Below are 16,469 nucleotides of genomic sequence, written 5' to 3' on the forward strand. Positions count from 1 at the left end.
GGTGGATTGAGCCAGGCTCAGAATGGGTGGATTGAGCCAGGCTCAGAATGGGTGGATTGAGCCAGGCTCAGAATGGGTGGATTGAGCCAGGCTCAGAATGGGTGGATTGAGCCAGGCTTAGAATGGGTGGATTGAGCCAGGCTCAGAATGGGTGGTTTGAGCCTGGCTCAGAATGGGTGGATTGAGCCAGGCTTAGAATGGGTGGATTGAGCCAGGCTCAGAATGGGTGGTTTGAGCCAGGCTCAGAAAGTGTGGATTGAGCCAGGCTCAAAATGGGTGGTTTGAGCCTGGCTCATAAAGTGTGGTTTGAGCCAGGCTCAAATCAGGCAGCCTAAAATCAAAATACAGGCAAGGGGGATTTTTTGAAAAAAATCTTAAACCTATGATTACTTTGACACTTTTCATCTTTATCACAAGCGGATGTTTGCAGCTATCTAATTCCATCAATACATCCCGGGAGGCAAGAATTGAATACTTAAGTGATGTAGAGTTTGAAAAGGTAGGGACACTGGGACTGGGCAGCCCTATTAAAGACGATTTCCGTAAATACACCTTTGATTTGAAAGTTACTCATTCAGATAAAATCGTTGAAAGGGATGTTTCATTTCCTGATAATGACAGCTGGAAGGAGGCTTTCAACTCAATTGATAGTAAAGTCCGGTATTGGTTTGATGAGGGATATGAACAAAATAATAAAGAAGAAAACACGGTCCGTTTTCATAAAGAAATAGTTTTTTATGCGAAGGGCATTACTGAAAAAGAGGTAAAGGAAGCATTGGCTAATCTTGAATTCAAAATAAATTTAGAGTCTGAAAATGGAGACATAACTGAATATGAATATTCTCCAGGAGATATTTCTCCAACAGACTAACAGAAATATAGTTAGATAAGAAAGACTTCAATAGAGAAAAGGATCAGAGAATAGTTCTCTGATCCTTTAACATTTAATGCTTCATGGTAAATAAATCTTCACTGACAACGGCCGGCTGCGAAGGCTTCTCAACTGCTTCTTTTTCTTTAACAGCAGCAGGAACATCGTCCTCAATCAACAATTTCCTCAAGCTGGAACTAATGGAATTAAAGCATAAAATCGTGATTGCGAACAGGATTAACGGTACGACTACAAGCGTTGGTGTAATGAAGATTTGGTTAATATTAATACTGATGGTAGCAGCCCATTCATTCGTGTGTGAAAAATAAACGGGATTAGCTGGATCCAACCAACTAAAGGCAAAGTCTGCTATTTTCAGACCGCCGAGTGCCATAACCAATATGCCGAGTTGAATGAACAAAGCCAGGGCCTGTGAAACCTGCTCGGAAAACAAGACGATTGAATGCCGGCGGAATTGGGGGAGCAGGTGCCGTCTGAAAATATGGAAACGGCTTGCGCCCATGGTCCGTGAGACATCGATGAATTCCTGTTTCATAAATAGCTTCATTTCTTCACCTAGATAAACCGCCAGAGAGGGAATCGTAACCAAGGCCATGCCAAACAATTGAATGATGAAGTATTTATACGAAGATAAGTAATCTCCCTGAAAAACGTTTTCTAATGGTACCAACAGAGCAAACACAATGATCGCAAGGGGAATATATTGAAAGGATTCCCCGAGGTACTTAATAAATCTGCCCAGACGATCCGGCAGGAAAGAGTAAATGACCGCAAATAAAAAACCGACAACGATCCGCACTAAAGCTACTGTTAAAGCCGCAAAAATCGTATATTTCGCACCTGTCAGCAACAATAACAGCAGATTCCTGCCAAGCCTGTCACTGCCTGCAGGAGGCATTTCGCTGATTGTAAATGGAGGGGATGCGATAATCTTTCCATTTTCATCTTTTAAGAAATCCACAATTTCATCATATCCAGGATTCAAGACCGGAACCAGAAAACTGGTGATAAGAAGGCCAGTTAATAATAGAATGGGCAAGGCTAATTTGATATAGATCGATTTAGACATGCTGTTCGCCTCCATTCAGCCATTTTCCAAGAAGGTATGAACCGGTGGAAAACACAATGAAAAAAGGTACAAATACAAGGAGCATACCAATAAAGAATGCAGCGGAAGATGTTGTGGCAGTCCTCAGCAATGCAGTCATAAAGCCGTTGATATTAAAAAGAACCTCGATGACCAATAGGTTGGACAGCATGAAAAGGAATATCGGCTTCAGGTGGAAGAAGAAGTGAACCCATACATTCCTGAACAAGTGAACCCATAAGGTATAAGGCCTTTTAAAACCTTTGGCAAAAGAGAATTCAACATAGGGCTTGGACTCTTCTTCCTTTAATTGAAAGAGAAACTGTTTCAGCAAGAATACGATAGGCAAAATAGATAGACACAGGATCGGAAGGAAATATGTCCTTTCATCACCAAACGCATAAATATTGAACATCAGGACCCCGGTTTTTTTGAACAGCCAGATGATGAATAACTGAAACGCGACAACAATGAAAACATCCGGAAAAGCATCTAAAGTATTGATGACTTTCAAGGTGAAGCGATATAGCCGCCTTGGCATCAGCATGATGGAGTAGCTTAGCAGGACAGAAGCTGAAACCGCAGCGATAAAAGCCGCAAAGATGATTGTAAAGGAATATCCATATGTACTGGAAAACACAGTCGTGATAGGATACTGCTTGTCTCCTTCTCCCCAGTAAATATAGATAGAAGACACATTCGCAAGGTCCATAATTGTCTGTTTCATCTGTTCTGCATAAATTCCGATAGTCAGTACAAGCTCTGTATCATAATTCAATAATGAATTGATTCCGCTTAAGAGGAATAATCCAAGTACGACAGTTAAGAAATGAAACGAGGTGTTGGCAATTCGTCTCATGGAACTCCTCCCTATTTTGCAAATCCTAACATTTTTTTCAAATAGAATGTTACAATAATGAAACAGTATTGTAAACAATATTCTGAATTATAAGGTGATTCTGTGAAAAAAATTAGTTTATTCTTTATGATAATTCTATTAATTCAGCCTGTTCTTACCGCCTGCAGGATTGATTTGGCCGGTCAAGAAGAATTTGCCCGCTCTGCTGCTGAAAAGATGAGAAGCCAGTCTGCAAAAGATGAAAGCAGTCTTGAGGACTCAAATGAAAAAGAAACCTCAGTGGTAGCAGATGCCGAACCTGAAAAGCAAGCTCCAATCGGGGAACCAACTTATAAATTAGAAGGACAAGCTACTATAAATGGAAATGAAATCAGCATCAAAGGGAATTCAAATCTGCCGGAAGAAGCCGTTGTATTCGCGAGGCTTAGAAGGTATAAAAATGATGCAGAGTTGGAAGACATTAAAAACTTTCGCGCTGAACCGTTCAGCAGGGCTGATGGAGATGTTTATATGAGTGTGGAATCAGATGGCACGTTTTCATCAAGAGGGAGATTCGAGCGAGGAAATCTTTCTTTAAGATACCGGCTTGAATTGATATTCCTTCCAGAGATCGCTCAAGAAGGAACAAGGGAGAGAATAATAGAAGAGTGGGGAAGCCTGGACAATCTATCAGGTATGGTTCCTATCGAAACATTAACCAGAAATTCCTTTAAGGAACCAGTGGTCCCAGGATATATAAAATATGCAAATGTACTGAAACAGGACGAAGCTGGTGGAGATGGAGTCACGGTTGAGTTTGTTTCGCCGGAGAATCTTCCAAACTGACTAGATTGAAGTGATGATTATGAAAATTGCATGGGTTATTGTGTCCATTATTATTTTTATTGTCCTATTCGTGTTTATCTACTTAACCAGAAATCAATATAAAAGAACCCCAACAGTCCATGAAGTACAATGGCAGCCGGGGTTCTTTTTAATAAGGTTAAACTTTGAACATATAGATTGTTTTATTTTTGAGAAACGTGCTGATTAAATCTCTATAATTATCGGAATGATCATCGGTTTCCGTTTTGTCTGTTTGAACAAATACTGGCCGACGGATTTCATGATGCTCTGTTTGATGACTTTCCATTGAAGGTTTCCTTGCGGCAGGTCGTCAAGGGTATCCCTGACAATGTTATTGACCTTCCTGAGCAGTGCCTCGGAATCTTTAACATAAACAAAGCCGCGGGAGATCGTATCGGGTCCCGAAAGCAGACGTTGTTCTGCCTTGCTTAAGGTCAATACGATTACAAGAATACCGTCTTCAGACAGCTGGCGGCGGTCACGCAGAACAATATTCCCGACATCCCCTACACTGACTCCATCGACATAGGTATCACCTGCTGGTACAGAGCGGGTCTGTCTTGCTTCTCCGGCTTCTATATCAACGACCTCGCCATTTTTTATAATGAACGTATTGCCAGGCTCCACTCCAACGGATTCTGCCAGCATCCTGTGATGATGCAGCATCCTGGTTTCTCCATGAATAGGGATGAAATATTTCGGTTTCATCAGAGTCAGCATCAACTTCAGATCTTCCTGATACCCGTGGCCGGAAACATGCATGCCGGTAGAGCTTCCTGTACCATAGATGACATGAGCTCCCAGGTTGAACAAGTTATCAATGATTTTAGAGACATCTTTTTCATTTCCAGGGATTGGTGAAGCGGCAAGAATCACTGTGTCTCCAGGGTCGACCGTCACGTCGCGGAACTGTCCGGATGAAAGGCGGCCAAGCGCAGCCATTTGTTCACCTTGGCTGCCCGTACAAAGGATGGCGACTTTTTCGGAATGAAAGGAATCGATATCTCTGTGGTCAATAATCATTCCTTCAGGGACATTCAAGTAGCCTCTTTCCAATGCAACTGACACCACATTGACCATGCTGCGGCCGAGAAGAGCGAGCTTTCGGTTTGTTTTGATTGCTGCATGAACAACCTGCTGCACCCGGTTTACATTGGAGGCGAAGGTGGAAACGAAAATTTTGCCTTCAGCCTTCATAAAAGCCTCATCCATATGACTGCTGACGATGCTTTCAGAAGGAGAAAGCCCTCCGCGTTCGGCATTGGTGCTTTCGGATAATAATGCCAGCACGCCATTTTTGCCGATTTCAGCCATTTTATGTATGTCCGACTTCTGGTTATTGAGAGGTGTCCAATCAAATTTGAAATCACCTGTATGGACTACTGTCCCTTGAGGTGTATCAAAAACGATGCCAAGGCAGTCAGGAATACTGTGGCTGACGTTGAAAAAGGAGGCTTTGATTTGTCCAAATTCAATCACTGAATTGGTATCAATCGGCACAAGGGTCGTTTCTCTTTTTAATTTATGTTCCTCCAGCTTCAGTTCAATGAGACCTAAAGTGAAATTGGTCGCATAGACGGGCACATTCAATTTCTTCAAGAGGTATGGTACACCGCCAATGTGGTCCTCATGTCCATGAGTTACCAGGAGTGCTTTAACTTTGTCTGCATTATCTTCAAGATAACTGATATCAGGAATGATCAAATCAATCCCCATGAGAGTTTCATCAGGAAACTTCCCGCCGCTGTCTATGATGACAAGATCATCTCCATACTGAAGGACATACATGTTCTTGCCGATTTCATTGCACCCGCCGAGGGCGAAAATCGATAATAAGCTTGTATTTTCACTCATAGCTTTTTTCCTCCTGTTGATGTTTTGCGCTTATCATTCCCTAGAAGGTTTGGTTCTATTTGCCTTTTTACAGAAGGAATCCAGGCTTGTACATATTTGGGATAATTTTTTAAAAACTGTCCCATAATACTCCATGTAATCATTATTTGGGAGGGTGAATATGAGATATAGAGAGGAACAGCCTTGTATAAGTTGCGGGATCCGTTATTCCACGAAAGCTTTTTACTATAAGGGAAATGTGTTGATGCACTGCGGCGTCTGCCGGGAGGAACTGCGGGAGATCAAGCAGCAGGAGATGAAGCGGCTGCTTGCATTGGAACAAACTTTATCGTAAATGGATACAAATACATATTAAAGAGGGCACTTAGTTGGCTGGGTGCCCTCAATCTATAAATCTTCTGATTGAAATTATGGCTGGATTCTGAGAAGAAACTTGAATTCAATAATTAAACGGTGCAGAAGTTTTAAAATTCTGCGGTGTTTTTGCCTAATATTTTGTATTAAGGAAACATTTATAGAACGGGTGAATATAATTTAGTAAAAGCAATTAAAGGGGTGGTGAAAGTGTATCGTTCAGGCAGAATACAAAAGAAAATCAACGGGTATGCTGTTGTATTTAAGGCAATGGGAATTCTAAGCGAAGAAGAACTGAAAAAAATAACAGAAAAAAATCAAAAGAGATACTTTTGAAGGACAAATTGATGGTATTAGGAAAATAAATTGTACAAATAAATATATATTGGTTGAAGGAAACATTTACTGTGTTGTAGAATATAGTTGAATGTGGCTGGTAAAAGGATGGTGAATTAGAGGTAATAATAAAGTTGAAAGGTGCTATATTTTTTTGTGTAAAAGTTGCACACGGGAAACTCTTATGTGGTTAGGTAACTAATTTGTCCAAAGATAAAACAAATGGAGAGAGGTATGTTGAGATGAGAATTATGAAAAATGCTTTATTGACGGGTGCTGCACTTCTATTGATCTTAAGCGGATGTTCGAACAATAATCAAACAGAGGCAGAAGGAGATGAAGGAAAAATCAAGATCACATCTACAATCGGCCAGATTAATGACATCGTCAAAAATGTAGGCGGCGACCATGTTGATTCTGTCGGTTTGATGAAATCAGGGGTGGATCCTCATCTTTACAAGGCATCTCAAGGAGATATGAAAAAACTGGATGAAGCTGACCTGATTTTCTATAACGGATTACATCTTGAAGGAAAAATGGTTGATATCTTCGAGAAAATGGAAGATGAGAAGCCGACGATCGCGGTGACAAAGGATATACCTGAGGAGGAACTGCTGCAATCCGAAGATGGATACGCGGATCATGATCCTCATGTATGGTTTGATATAGAGCTGTGGATCAAAGCCACTGAAACAGTGACTGAAGAGCTTTCCAATTATGACAAAGAGAATGCCGATGAATATAAAGAGAATGGCGAAGCATTCATTAAAGAACTACAAGAACTTGATCAGTATGCGGAAGAACAGATTAGGACCATCCCTGAACAATCAAGAGTACTGGTGACAGCTCATGATGCATTTGGATATTTCGGTGAAGCATACGGCATCAAGGTAATGGGATTGCAGGGAATCAGCACGGCTTCTGAATCTGGTTCCAAAGATGTAAGCGAGCTGCGTGATTACCTGGTTGATAATAAAGTGAAAGCAGTATTTGTGGAATCCAGCGTGCCGAAAAAAGCCATCGAAGCTGTCATTGAGGGAGCAAAGGAAAAAGGGCATGAAGTGAAAATCGGTGGTGAACTCTTCTCAGATGCAATGGGCGAAGAGGGGACCGAAGAAGGAACCTATCTCGGAATGGTGCGACACAACGTGGACACAATCGTCAATGCTTTAAAATAAAGGAGGGATAAAGATGAATTCACCATTAAAAGTTCAGAATCTTGCAGTAGCTTATCAAAAGAAACCGGTATTAAAGAATATTTCTTTCAGCGTTCCCGAAGGCAGCCTGATTGGAATTATCGGACCAAATGGGGCAGGAAAATCAACGCTGATAAAGTCGATACTTGAATTGATCCCTTCGTTAGCAGGAGATGTTGAGGTTTTCGGGAGTTCTTATAAAAACTCCCGAAAGCTTGTAGGCTATGTTCCCCAACGGGAATCAGTCGACTGGGATTTTCCGACAGATGCTCTGGATGTAGTAACCATGGGGCGGTACGGCCACCTGGGCTGGATCAGCCGGCCAAGGAAGAAAGATAAGATGTTTGCTATGGAATGCTTGGAAAAGGTCGGTATGGCCGAATATTCAAATCGCCAGATCAGCCAGCTTTCTGGAGGACAGCAGCAGCGTGTATTCCTCGCCCGGGCATTGGCACAGGATGCCGACCTGTATTTTATGGATGAACCATTTGTGGGGGTAGATGCGGCTACTGAGAAAGCGATAATTTCATTATTGAATGAATTGAAACAGCAAGGAAAAACGGTCCTTGTAGTCCATCACGATCTTAATACTGTGAAAGAATATTTTGATTGGATCATGCTGCTGAATGTGGAGTTGATTGGAATCGGGCCGACTGAAGAGCTGTTTACCAAGGAATACTTGTATAAAACATATGGTGGTAAATTAACTATGCTGGACTCCGGCTCTACAGCTCTTATAGAGAATTGAGGTGTTGGAATTGAACTTTCTTTCTTTCTTTCAAGACCCTAATACGCAGTGGATTTTGCTTGGCTCCATGCTCTTGGGAATCAGCAGCGGGGTCATCGGTTGTTTCGCCTATCTCCGTAAGCAGTCCCTGATGGGGGATGCCCTTTCTCATGCAGCTTTACCTGGAATATGCATAGCCTTTATTCTCACAGAGACAAAGTCTATTGGCTTTTTCCTGATTGGGGCAGTCATTGCAGGTCTATTGGCCACTCTTATGATAAGCCTGATAACCAAATACTCAAGGATCAAGCAGGACGCTGCACTGGGGATTATCCTGACTGTTTTCTTTGGAGTGGGGATTGTTTTGCTGACACAGATACAGCACAGCAGCAGCGGCAATCAAAGCGGGCTGGATAAGTTCTTATTCGGGCAGGCTGCCTCTATGGTTCAATCGGATGTTTACACAATGGCTGCCATCAGCCTGTTTCTCGTGGGCGTTTGCGCTTTATTTTTTAAAGAATTTAAGCTGCTGTCTTTTGATCCCGGTTTTGCAAAAGGGATTGGTCTTCCAATCTTCCTGCTTGATCAGTTCATCATGCTCCTCCTGGTCATTGGGGTCGTCATTGGTATTCAGACTGTGGGCGTCGTCCTTATGGCTGCCCTCCTGATAACACCTGCTGTATCAGCCCGCTATTGGACGGAAAAGCTGCATGTGATGGTCGTCCTCGCAGGAATATTCGGTGCACTGAGCGGCTTTGTGGGTACAATCGTCAGCACAATGGTTTCCAACTTGCCGACAGGCCCGCTGGTCGTACTGTCAGCAACTGCATTTTTTGTTATCAGTGTCATCTTCTCTCCTTCTAGAGGAGTTCTTGCAAAGGTAAGGGTAAGACTGTCCGCAAAGCGGGATTACGAAGAGGTATACATGAAAGCAGAAGTGAAGGAGAGGTCATCATGAATGATTTTTGGATTATATTGATTGGTGCGCTCGTCGCTTGCTCCTGCAGTATTGTAGGCTGCTTCCTGGTATTAAGGAAAATCTCAATGGTAGGGGATGCCATCAGTCATGCGGTCCTTCCTGGGATTGTGCTTGCATTCCTGCTTAGCGGATCGAAAGACTCACTTATCATGATAATCGGGGCTGCTGTATTTGGATTGGTCACAGTATTTCTGATACAAATGTTACAGAATAACGGGGTGCAGGCTGATGCTTCCATCGGCGTTGTATTCACCGCACTGTTTGCGATTGGTGTGGTTCTAGTAAGCTTATATACAAGGCAGATTCACTTGGATCTTGATCACGTCCTCTATGGCGAGATAGCCTATGCTCCCTGGAATACCTTTCAACTAGGAGGAGTGAGCCTGGGACCCGTTGCCGTATGGGGAATCGGATCCGTGTTTTTAATAAGCATTTTGATAATAGGATTGTTCTATAAACAATTCAAGATTTGCTCATTTGACCCAGCCATGGCAGCTGCGCTTGGTATTCCCGTTGTTTTTTTCATTACCTTTTGATGGGATTGGTTTCATTGACAACAGTTGCATCGTTTGAAAGTGTCGGTGCAATACTGGTTGTGGGAATGATCATTGTACCGGCAGCTACGGCATATTTGCTGACTGAAAAACTGAGCAGCATGATTTTTATCAGTATGGGTGTCGGCATACTCTGTTCAATTTTTGGATATTACCTTGCTTACATTCTGGATGCTTCAATTGCAGGTGCGATGATTTCTGTAGCCGGAGGGCTGTTCCTGCTTGTGTTTCTGTTTTCTCCATCCCACGGAATTGTTGTGAAGAAACTAATCAGAAGAAAGCTTGTATCAAAAGAAACAGTTTAGAAAGAGGTGACCAAAGAATGGCCTCACCTTCTGAAGAGAAATACTTGGAAGAGATCTATTATTCTGTATTGGAAAATGGTTATGCGAGGATTTCTTTAGTGGCAAAATCACTGGGGGTAGGGGTATCCTCAGTTTCAAAGATGGCCGGCAGATTGGCTCAGGATGGGTTTATCGATTACAAGCCCTATGGAATAATAGCTCTTACGCCTAAAGGAATGGAAAAAGGGCGTGAATTAGAGAACAACCATAAGGTTCTCGAAGAATTCTTTCAGTTGATTGAACTGGAAGAATCACTCATTCAACAGGAAGTTATGAATATACAATATCACTTAAGTAATGAAGCTTTAAAGAAGATAGAAAAGCATGTTAAAGATAAGGGTGCCGATTCTTTAGGTATCTAGAAATCAGAGAGATTACCGTTTTAGGTAATCTCTTTGTTATTTGCTGGTCTTGAAAACCCCCGGTTATGCCGGGGGCCACAGAAAAAGTCCAACAACTTAAAAAGGCGGAACCGTTCACTTCAAAGAAGGATTCTGCCTTTTTCGCTTCAGGTTTTATGAGAGGGCATTGGTTTCCGTTCAAGATACCCGGCTCCACTTGGAGGGTGCCTGCTAGAGTAGACCTGATAGCGTATACGGCCTGTCATTTCCTTAATGAAGTATCCAGCGGTAAAAATAAGGGGAGATTTTCCCGTTAATTGCAGTTTTTAGCTCATTTAGGAGTAAATAGAGGGAAATTTTCCCCTTATACCAAGAAATCGCAGCTGTTTTTTTGTGATGTAAGTCAAATAAGGGGATTTTCTCCCTCTATTTTAGCTGTTTCAAATGATTTTTAGCAAATAGAGGGAAATTTTCCCTCTATATTACTAACCAAAATACTGAAACTAGCTGATAGGTACCCTTGGTTACATTCTAAATCCTTGAATCAGCATCTTTCCATCAATTAGTCGAGAAAGGACTTTTCGATGGAATGCATTCAAAGAAAACAGACAACCTTTCTTCCTGTTTAAGGATAGGTAGTTGACTTTTTCTTTGGGATACTAAAATTTATTATATTTTCAGTGCCCTCGTATACAAGGGGACCAAAGGGTGTTTCCCGATCACATCATTCCAAAATAATAGGAGGTATGCTCTGCAGAGGATTTGAACAATTCATTAGTAACCAGTTTTTCTAAAATAAGCGGAAATTTTCCGGTTAAACTGGAAAATCTATTTCGATTGGGGCTATATAAGCGGAATTTTTCCGCCTATTTTAGCTGTTTTTGTTGTTATACATTAAATAAGCGTAATTTCTCCCCTTATTTTTTGAAACAAGTAAGAGTCCTTGATTTGATCGACCTGCTAATTTAAAAATAACAATATGGGAGACACAGTGAGCAGAAATTCTAAAGGCATTCATGAACTATTCGATTCATAAGCCAGCCGATCGGGCGAGACACCATGCGCTTTGATTAGAATAGGGTGGATACCGTTTAAACCTCATAAGAAGAACTGAATGCAAGTAATAGAGGAAAATATTCCTGAAAATTCAAAAACATCTATTTTTTGTGCTACTATATTAACTAGTAATCATAAAAAGGGGCTGGCTTCAATGCCAAATCGATGGCTGAGTAATCTCCTTGAACCTCTTCTGATCATAATGGGCATCATATTGGTCAGTGCAGGGTCAGGTGTTTTCCAAAATCAAACTCCATCTTTATTAACCTATTGGGATAGCTTGAGGAAAGTAGCAGCTGAATTATCACAGCCTTTCCAGCTTGTTTACATAAACCCGTTGTCAGATGTAGAGAGAGAGTTGTTCCCTATAATTTTCACAGCATTCCTCAGCAGCGCCAAGATTGTATTTTTAGCCTTGATTATTGCTATATCGGCATCGCTTCTAATGCTGGTAATCTACTATTCTGCTGGAAAGTGGTTAAAGGGTACTATAAAGTCGTTTTCATTTCTAGTAAGTTCGCTTCCTGATATATTCATCATTTCTGCCCTGCAGATCTTTGTCATCTGGTTTTTCAAGCAATCAGGAATTCTTCTGATCGATGTAGCATCGGCAGGGGAAAATCAGGTGATTCTTTTTCCGGCTGTAACACTGAGTATCCTGCCGGCATTTTTCTTCCTGGGATTGATGGTGTCATTCATCAAGGAAGAAGAGGGCCTGCCGTATGTCGAACTGGCCAGAGGAAAAGGGCTGACAAAGTACAAACTGCTATTTATACATATAATCCGCAATATTTTAATCAGTTTAACTTATCATAGTAAACAAATCGTCTGGATGATGCTTTCCTATCTATTGATCTTGGAGTATCTCTTTAATGTATTCGGGGTAACGGCTTTCCTGTTCACCTACAATACACCATCGATCTTTGCGATTACTGCGATTTTGCTCTTTCTGCCGATCTATATTCTGTTAAAAGGGATGCAGTTTCTGGTCAAACGGAGAATCGGAAAGGAGATGAGCTTGTGAGGAGTCGAACCCTTTATAAGTGGCTCGCGGCAATTTGCGCAGTCTTTGTGATTTTGATGGTTAGCGGTAGTCTTATCTTTAACCATTTATATAATGGAGAAATTCCGCAGACCACTTTGAAATATGATGAATCCGGGAAACTGCTGGGAGGAGCCCCCTTCAAGCCTTCTATGGAATCTCCTCTGGGAACTGACCGGAATGGATATGATATGTTTTTTAAAGTATTGGAGGGAGCTCAATATACACTGAGCGCAGCCATTCTAATTTCCATATTGAGCTTCATGGTATCATTCGTCATCGGAGTTGCCGGTGCATTTAGGAATTCCAGAACTAAGTATTTTTCTCAGACAATCTTGACTTCGTTCTATTTTATTCCGCAGTCCATCATTGCTTACAATGTCCTGTATCCTCTGTTGTGGGAACCGCCGGGAGGTTTTGAAACGACGTTTACCGAGCGCGTTCTCTGGCAGATTGTCACCTTGGCGGTAGTCACTGTTCCGACTACAGCGATTTTGATTTCCAACGAGACCCGCGAAATTCTTCAAAAGGAATTCATTATGAGCGCCAGGGTTCTTGGCGGCAGCAGGTATTTCCTGTTTAAAAAGCATATCCTGCCTCATCTGAAATTAAGATTATTTATCATCTTTCCGAAAATAATCATCCAGGCTTTATTGATCATTGCGCATTTGGGCTTCTTTACCCTGTATTTTGGGGGAACAGAAGTATGTTATGACCCATTTTGCGATCCGCCTAAGCCTTTTGTGGAGGAGTGGGCCGGTTTGATGGCCTCGAATTATAAAGAAATATTCAATGCATGGTGGATATTTATGGGGCCGATGGTTTTCTTTTCACTGACGATTCTCTCTTTGAATGGTCTTGCAAAGGGTCTTGAAGGGTTATCAAATTTGGACATTAAAGGAAATGGAAGTTCTGATAAGAAGGATGAAAAAGACCAGGAGCATTTCAAGTCTGAAAATAGCGAGGAGGACTTTCAACTTGTTTACATTCAATCAGGTTTAAAATAATTCAGGCGTTCATTGATTTTAAAGGAGCATCAAGCCTTACTATTAAAAAATGTTGCTTATTTGCCACTTCAGCTGATAGGCAGAATGACATATCATGATTAGTAGAAGGCTGGCTAGCTAACTTGCTTTTCTTTTCTTGTAAGATAAGCCTGCTTACAGTGTTTTTATTCCTGTCGCATGTTGGGTGTTCTTACAAACATTCATTAAGGGATTAACAGTCAGTGAAATCCCTTTGCAAAAGAACATAGAGCGAAGGTACCGTTCGTACTAATACACGTTTCTGAAGGAGAGATTTGAGATGAAATCGACTGGCATTGTCCGCAAAGTGGACGAACTCGGGCGCGTCGTAATTCCTGTTGAATTACGTAGAACATTAGGAATTGCTGAAAAAGATTCGTTAGAAATTTACGTTGATGAAGAAAAGATCATTCTGACAAAATATAAACCTAATATGACTTGCCATATCACTGGTGAAGTGTCGGATAAAAACATCGAAATTGCTGGTGGAAAGTTGATCTTAAGCCGTGAAGGAGCCGATCAGATCCTAAAAGAAATCCAGGAATCTTTTCAGGAAGAAAAATAATGGCGTGTAAGCACCCTGCAGATATAGTCTCAGGGTGCTTTTTTAATCAGGCTCTTTTTTATAGACAGTTTGCTGCATTCGGAAAAATACCAAAAGCCGAATTTTATTTGGTTTTCTCCAGAAGGGGATTACTTGCTTAGTAGTTTATTTCTGAAGGAAGGATTTTAAATACAATAGAACCAGAAAAAAGTCAGGTCCTTAATTGAGTAAAGTGCCTATAAAAATAAGGTAGAATTTTTCCGTTAATATCAAATTTGAGCTAATTGTGGTTGAGATAAGGGAAAAACTTTCTCTTATTCGATGCAAAACTATTTTATTTACAGGTTTGTGCTGTTAATGCTATTTATTAATTAAGGGAATTCTTTTCCTCTAAAAGGAGGCAGCTGTGCAGAATCCAGTTCCAGCCGCCAAAAATTTTAATGTTTACAAGAGAATACACAACTGCCGGGGCTGACCAAGGTACAGGCTGATCCAGCTCCAGGCGGCCAGAGATTTGTGAAGCATGAAACTAAGGTCCAATGTGTGTCGTCTAATCCACAGAGATTAGACGAAGGGAGAAAACTTTAATGGAAAGTGTATGGCTGAAAATATTGCTATTTTTATCGCTGTATGGACTTGTAATTTTTTATTTAATACAGTTATGAGGAAAAAGCTTAAGGTTAAGAAGAAAAAAATGTTTTCCTATAATCATATAAATACTAAGCATAAAAAATAGATTGGATGATTAGATTCAGTTTCATTCTATTATTAATCATAAGCTGCATCTTTAACATGTCTCAAGAGGGAGTTGAGCCACTTTGGTTCACTGAGACACATACCTTGCTGATTGGTTTCATCCTGGTTTCAGAGGCGGCAAGGGCATTGATGGAAAAACGATATGCTGAAAATAAAAATGACTATAAATTCACTCTTATTCAAACAGGTTTTATTGCCGTGACTTTAACATCATTCATTGCGACTGATTTTTTTGGTCTGGTTTTTAATGGCTCTTTTCGCCAAGATCCCCTCCAGGCAGACGACTCTGCGGCTGCGCCTTGGTCATCCACGACAGGGAGATATTTGTCCCGAGGAGCTGGGCGCTGCTAGATGCCCGTTAGTCCCGCAGGAGATTGTAAGCCTGCAGCTAAGATCTTCCTCCGTATAGGGGTGCAGGTAAATTTCAAGCAGTCCTTTGGAGTCAGGGCGAATCTCTAAGATCACTATTAAAAAAGGGCGCTCGCAGTATCGAACCGGGCGCCTTCTTAAAACATTCTTATTTTAAATCATTGTCCTGCATTTTTTTAATATTATCAGAATGAAAAGGAGATCCCTCTGCTTCGTCCACCACGCTGAAGGTATTGCCATCTAAATCATAAAAATCGAAACCTCTCATTCCGCCGAAATCCTCAATATCAGTGGTTATAACTCCTTTGTTTTGTAAGTGCTGATAAACATCATCTATGTTATCGACAACAAAGTTAAAGTAAACATTTTTCTTCTCTCGATTAATCGCGAATTCTGTCGGCTGGGGAGCTGCTACTTCAACCAAACCCAATTGAGTGGAACTGGTCGGAAAATAAAATCCAGCACCGTCTTCCCATTGTTCAATTTTTTTGACACCAAGGTTTTCTTCGTACCAAATGGATGACTTTTTTAGGTCAGTTACAGGGACAAAGACACTTCCAACTTTAAACATACAATCTCTCCTTTAAATGAAATTCTTATGTATAACGAATATAATGATGAAAAGGTTACAATAAATCTTAAAAAAATATTCAGGGTGATCAAGATGATTTTTGATGATTTGGAATCCACAATGAGAAGTCTCTATAAATACTGTCTGAGTTTAACCAAGTCTTCCTGGCAGGCGGAGGATCTGGTACAAGAGACTTTAATGAAGGTATACATGGTCAGAAACTCAGAGCCGGAACGAGTGCTTACGAATTCTTTTCTCTATACGACAGCCAAAAACCTCTTAATTGATGAGAAAAGAAGAAGTAGAGACACCCTTTTGTTTGAGGAAGATTTTTTTTGGGAAGATGGAAGAGTCCATGGAATACGACAGCTTAATAGAAATCTTATTCTCTGTTCTGCCTTTGCAGCAAGCGATGCTAATAACGCTGAAAGATGTGTTTGGTTATACTATGAAAGAGCTGTCAATCATGCTAAGAACAAGTGAGGAATCTATCAAGACTTCTCTGCACAGATCCAGAAAGCGTCTAAATACTACAGCTGTAGAATCTCTGTCCTGCGACATGACGAATAACAAGGTTCTCTATGAAATTTCACAAGCCATAAAAGAACCTCATCCAATGAAACTATTTCTTTACTACAGAGTCTTATCCTCAAGAAATTTTCATGTGAAGAAAAAAGATTCATCCAGTTTCCATGCGGTAGATCCGGATGGGAATGTTTTAGAAATCACATCCTGAA

The 16,469-nt window shown here is 41.0% G+C and carries 17 protein-coding genes and 2 pseudogenes; 15 read left to right on the forward strand and 4 right to left on the reverse strand.

The genetic code is table 11. From position 1 onward, the window contains the following. Nucleotides 1–382 precede the first annotated feature (382 nt). The gene (locus B9Z54_RS16440; protein WP_113929427.1) at nt 383–871 is read left to right on the forward strand and encodes a fructose-bisphosphate aldolase; all 489 of its coding nucleotides are present in this window, start codon (nt 383–385) and stop codon (nt 869–871) included. A gap of 73 nt (nt 872–944) precedes the next feature. On the opposite strand, the gene B9Z54_RS16445 is transcribed toward B9Z54_RS16440, so the two are convergent. Together B9Z54_RS16445 and B9Z54_RS16450 are read right to left on the reverse strand one after the other, a co-directional pair. Continuing rightward, nucleotides 945–1,961, reverse strand: coding sequence for an ABC transporter permease subunit (locus B9Z54_RS16445; protein ID WP_162785263.1), 1,017 nt, complete (start codon nt 1,959–1,961; stop codon nt 945–947). Then, nucleotides 1,954–2,838, reverse strand: coding sequence for an ABC transporter permease subunit (locus B9Z54_RS16450; RefSeq protein WP_113929429.1), 885 nt, complete (start codon nt 2,836–2,838; stop codon nt 1,954–1,956). The genes B9Z54_RS16445 and B9Z54_RS16450 overlap by 8 nt, the downstream gene beginning before the upstream one ends. Before the next feature lie 126 nt (nt 2,839–2,964). Between B9Z54_RS16450 and B9Z54_RS16455 the strand changes: the two genes are divergently transcribed. Beyond that, nucleotides 2,965–3,663 (forward strand): hypothetical protein, encoded by a 699-nt coding sequence (locus tag B9Z54_RS16455; protein WP_113929430.1) that lies wholly within the window; start codon nt 2,965–2,967, stop codon nt 3,661–3,663. A gap of 204 nt (nt 3,664–3,867) precedes the next feature. On the opposite strand, the gene B9Z54_RS16465 is transcribed toward B9Z54_RS16455, so the two are convergent. Then, entirely contained in the window at nt 3,868–5,538 is a 1,671-nt protein-coding gene (locus B9Z54_RS16465) for a ribonuclease J (RefSeq protein WP_113929432.1), read from the reverse strand. Nucleotides 5,539–5,698: 160 nt separating this feature from the next. On the opposite strand from B9Z54_RS16465, the gene B9Z54_RS24955 reads away from it, so the two are divergent. The 11 genes and pseudogenes from B9Z54_RS24955 to B9Z54_RS16515 all read left to right on the forward strand — a co-directional run bounded on the left by B9Z54_RS24955 (nt 5,699) and on the right by B9Z54_RS16515 (nt 15,143). Next, nucleotides 5,699–5,872 carry a hypothetical protein gene (locus B9Z54_RS24955; protein WP_162785264.1) on the forward strand — a complete coding sequence of 58 codons (174 nt, stop codon included), beginning with the start codon at nt 5,699–5,701 and terminating at the stop codon, nt 5,870–5,872. Nucleotides 5,873–6,096: 224 nt separating this feature from the next. After that, nucleotides 6,097–6,228 carry a hypothetical protein gene (locus B9Z54_RS26235; RefSeq protein ID WP_275887819.1) on the forward strand — a complete coding sequence of 44 codons (132 nt, stop codon included), beginning with the start codon at nt 6,097–6,099 and terminating at the stop codon, nt 6,226–6,228. Between the two features lie 251 nt (nt 6,229–6,479). Further along, nucleotides 6,480–7,406: a metal ABC transporter solute-binding protein, Zn/Mn family gene (locus B9Z54_RS16470; protein ID WP_162785271.1), complete on the forward strand. Its 927-nt coding sequence runs from the start codon at nt 6,480–6,482 to the stop codon at nt 7,404–7,406. A gap of 13 nt (nt 7,407–7,419) precedes the next feature. Next, entirely contained in the window at nt 7,420–8,172 is a 753-nt protein-coding gene (locus B9Z54_RS16475) for a metal ABC transporter ATP-binding protein (RefSeq protein WP_113929434.1), read from the forward strand. A gap of 67 nt (nt 8,173–8,239) precedes the next feature. Further along, nucleotides 8,240–9,109 (forward strand): metal ABC transporter permease, encoded by an 870-nt coding sequence (locus tag B9Z54_RS16480; RefSeq protein WP_240189985.1) that lies wholly within the window; start codon nt 8,240–8,242, stop codon nt 9,107–9,109. Beyond that, nucleotides 9,106–9,989, forward strand: a pseudogene (locus tag B9Z54_RS16485) (metal ABC transporter permease). The gene B9Z54_RS16480 and the pseudogene B9Z54_RS16485 overlap by 4 nt, the downstream one beginning before the upstream one ends. Nucleotides 9,990–10,006: 17 nt before the next feature. After that, the gene (locus B9Z54_RS16490) at nt 10,007–10,390 is read left to right on the forward strand and encodes a metal-dependent transcriptional regulator (protein ID WP_113929435.1); all 384 of its coding nucleotides are present in this window, start codon (nt 10,007–10,009) and stop codon (nt 10,388–10,390) included. A gap of 1,189 nt (nt 10,391–11,579) precedes the next feature. Continuing rightward, nucleotides 11,580–12,449: an ABC transporter permease subunit gene (locus B9Z54_RS16495; protein WP_162785265.1), complete on the forward strand. Its 870-nt coding sequence runs from the start codon at nt 11,580–11,582 to the stop codon at nt 12,447–12,449. After that, nucleotides 12,446–13,474: an ABC transporter permease gene (locus B9Z54_RS16500; protein WP_113929437.1), complete on the forward strand. Its 1,029-nt coding sequence runs from the start codon at nt 12,446–12,448 to the stop codon at nt 13,472–13,474. Before B9Z54_RS16495 ends, B9Z54_RS16500 begins: the two co-directional genes overlap by 4 nt. Nucleotides 13,475–13,772: 298 nt before the next feature. Beyond that, nucleotides 13,773–14,057 (forward strand): AbrB/MazE/SpoVT family DNA-binding domain-containing protein, encoded by a 285-nt coding sequence (locus B9Z54_RS16505; RefSeq protein ID WP_113929438.1) that lies wholly within the window; start codon nt 13,773–13,775, stop codon nt 14,055–14,057. A 720-nt stretch (nt 14,058–14,777) separates the two neighbouring features. Next, nucleotides 14,778–15,143 (forward strand): DUF4181 domain-containing protein, encoded by a 366-nt coding sequence (locus B9Z54_RS16515; protein ID WP_113929440.1) that lies wholly within the window; start codon nt 14,778–14,780, stop codon nt 15,141–15,143. A 166-nt stretch (nt 15,144–15,309) separates the two neighbouring features. Here the strand turns inward: B9Z54_RS16515 and B9Z54_RS16520 are convergent, their stop codons facing one another. Beyond that, nucleotides 15,310–15,732, reverse strand: a complete 423-nt coding sequence (locus tag B9Z54_RS16520; protein ID WP_113929441.1) for a VOC family protein — start codon at nt 15,730–15,732, stop codon at nt 15,310–15,312. A 120-nt stretch (nt 15,733–15,852) separates the two neighbouring features. On the opposite strand from B9Z54_RS16520, the pseudogene B9Z54_RS25820 reads away from it, so the two are divergent. Both B9Z54_RS25820 and B9Z54_RS25825 read left to right on the forward strand, forming a co-directional pair. Next, a pseudogene (locus B9Z54_RS25820) lies at nt 15,853–15,978 on the forward strand (sigma factor); the annotation flags it as partial. Between the two features lie 73 nt (nt 15,979–16,051). Further along, nucleotides 16,052–16,468 (forward strand): sigma factor-like helix-turn-helix DNA-binding protein, encoded by a 417-nt coding sequence (locus B9Z54_RS25825; RefSeq protein WP_240189976.1) that lies wholly within the window; start codon nt 16,052–16,054, stop codon nt 16,466–16,468. Nucleotide 16,469: the final 1 nt, after the last annotated feature.

Source organism: Bacillus sp. P14.5, from assembly GCF_003316765.1.
Classification (GTDB): Bacteria; Bacillota; Bacilli; order Bacillales; family Bacillaceae_B; genus Rossellomorea.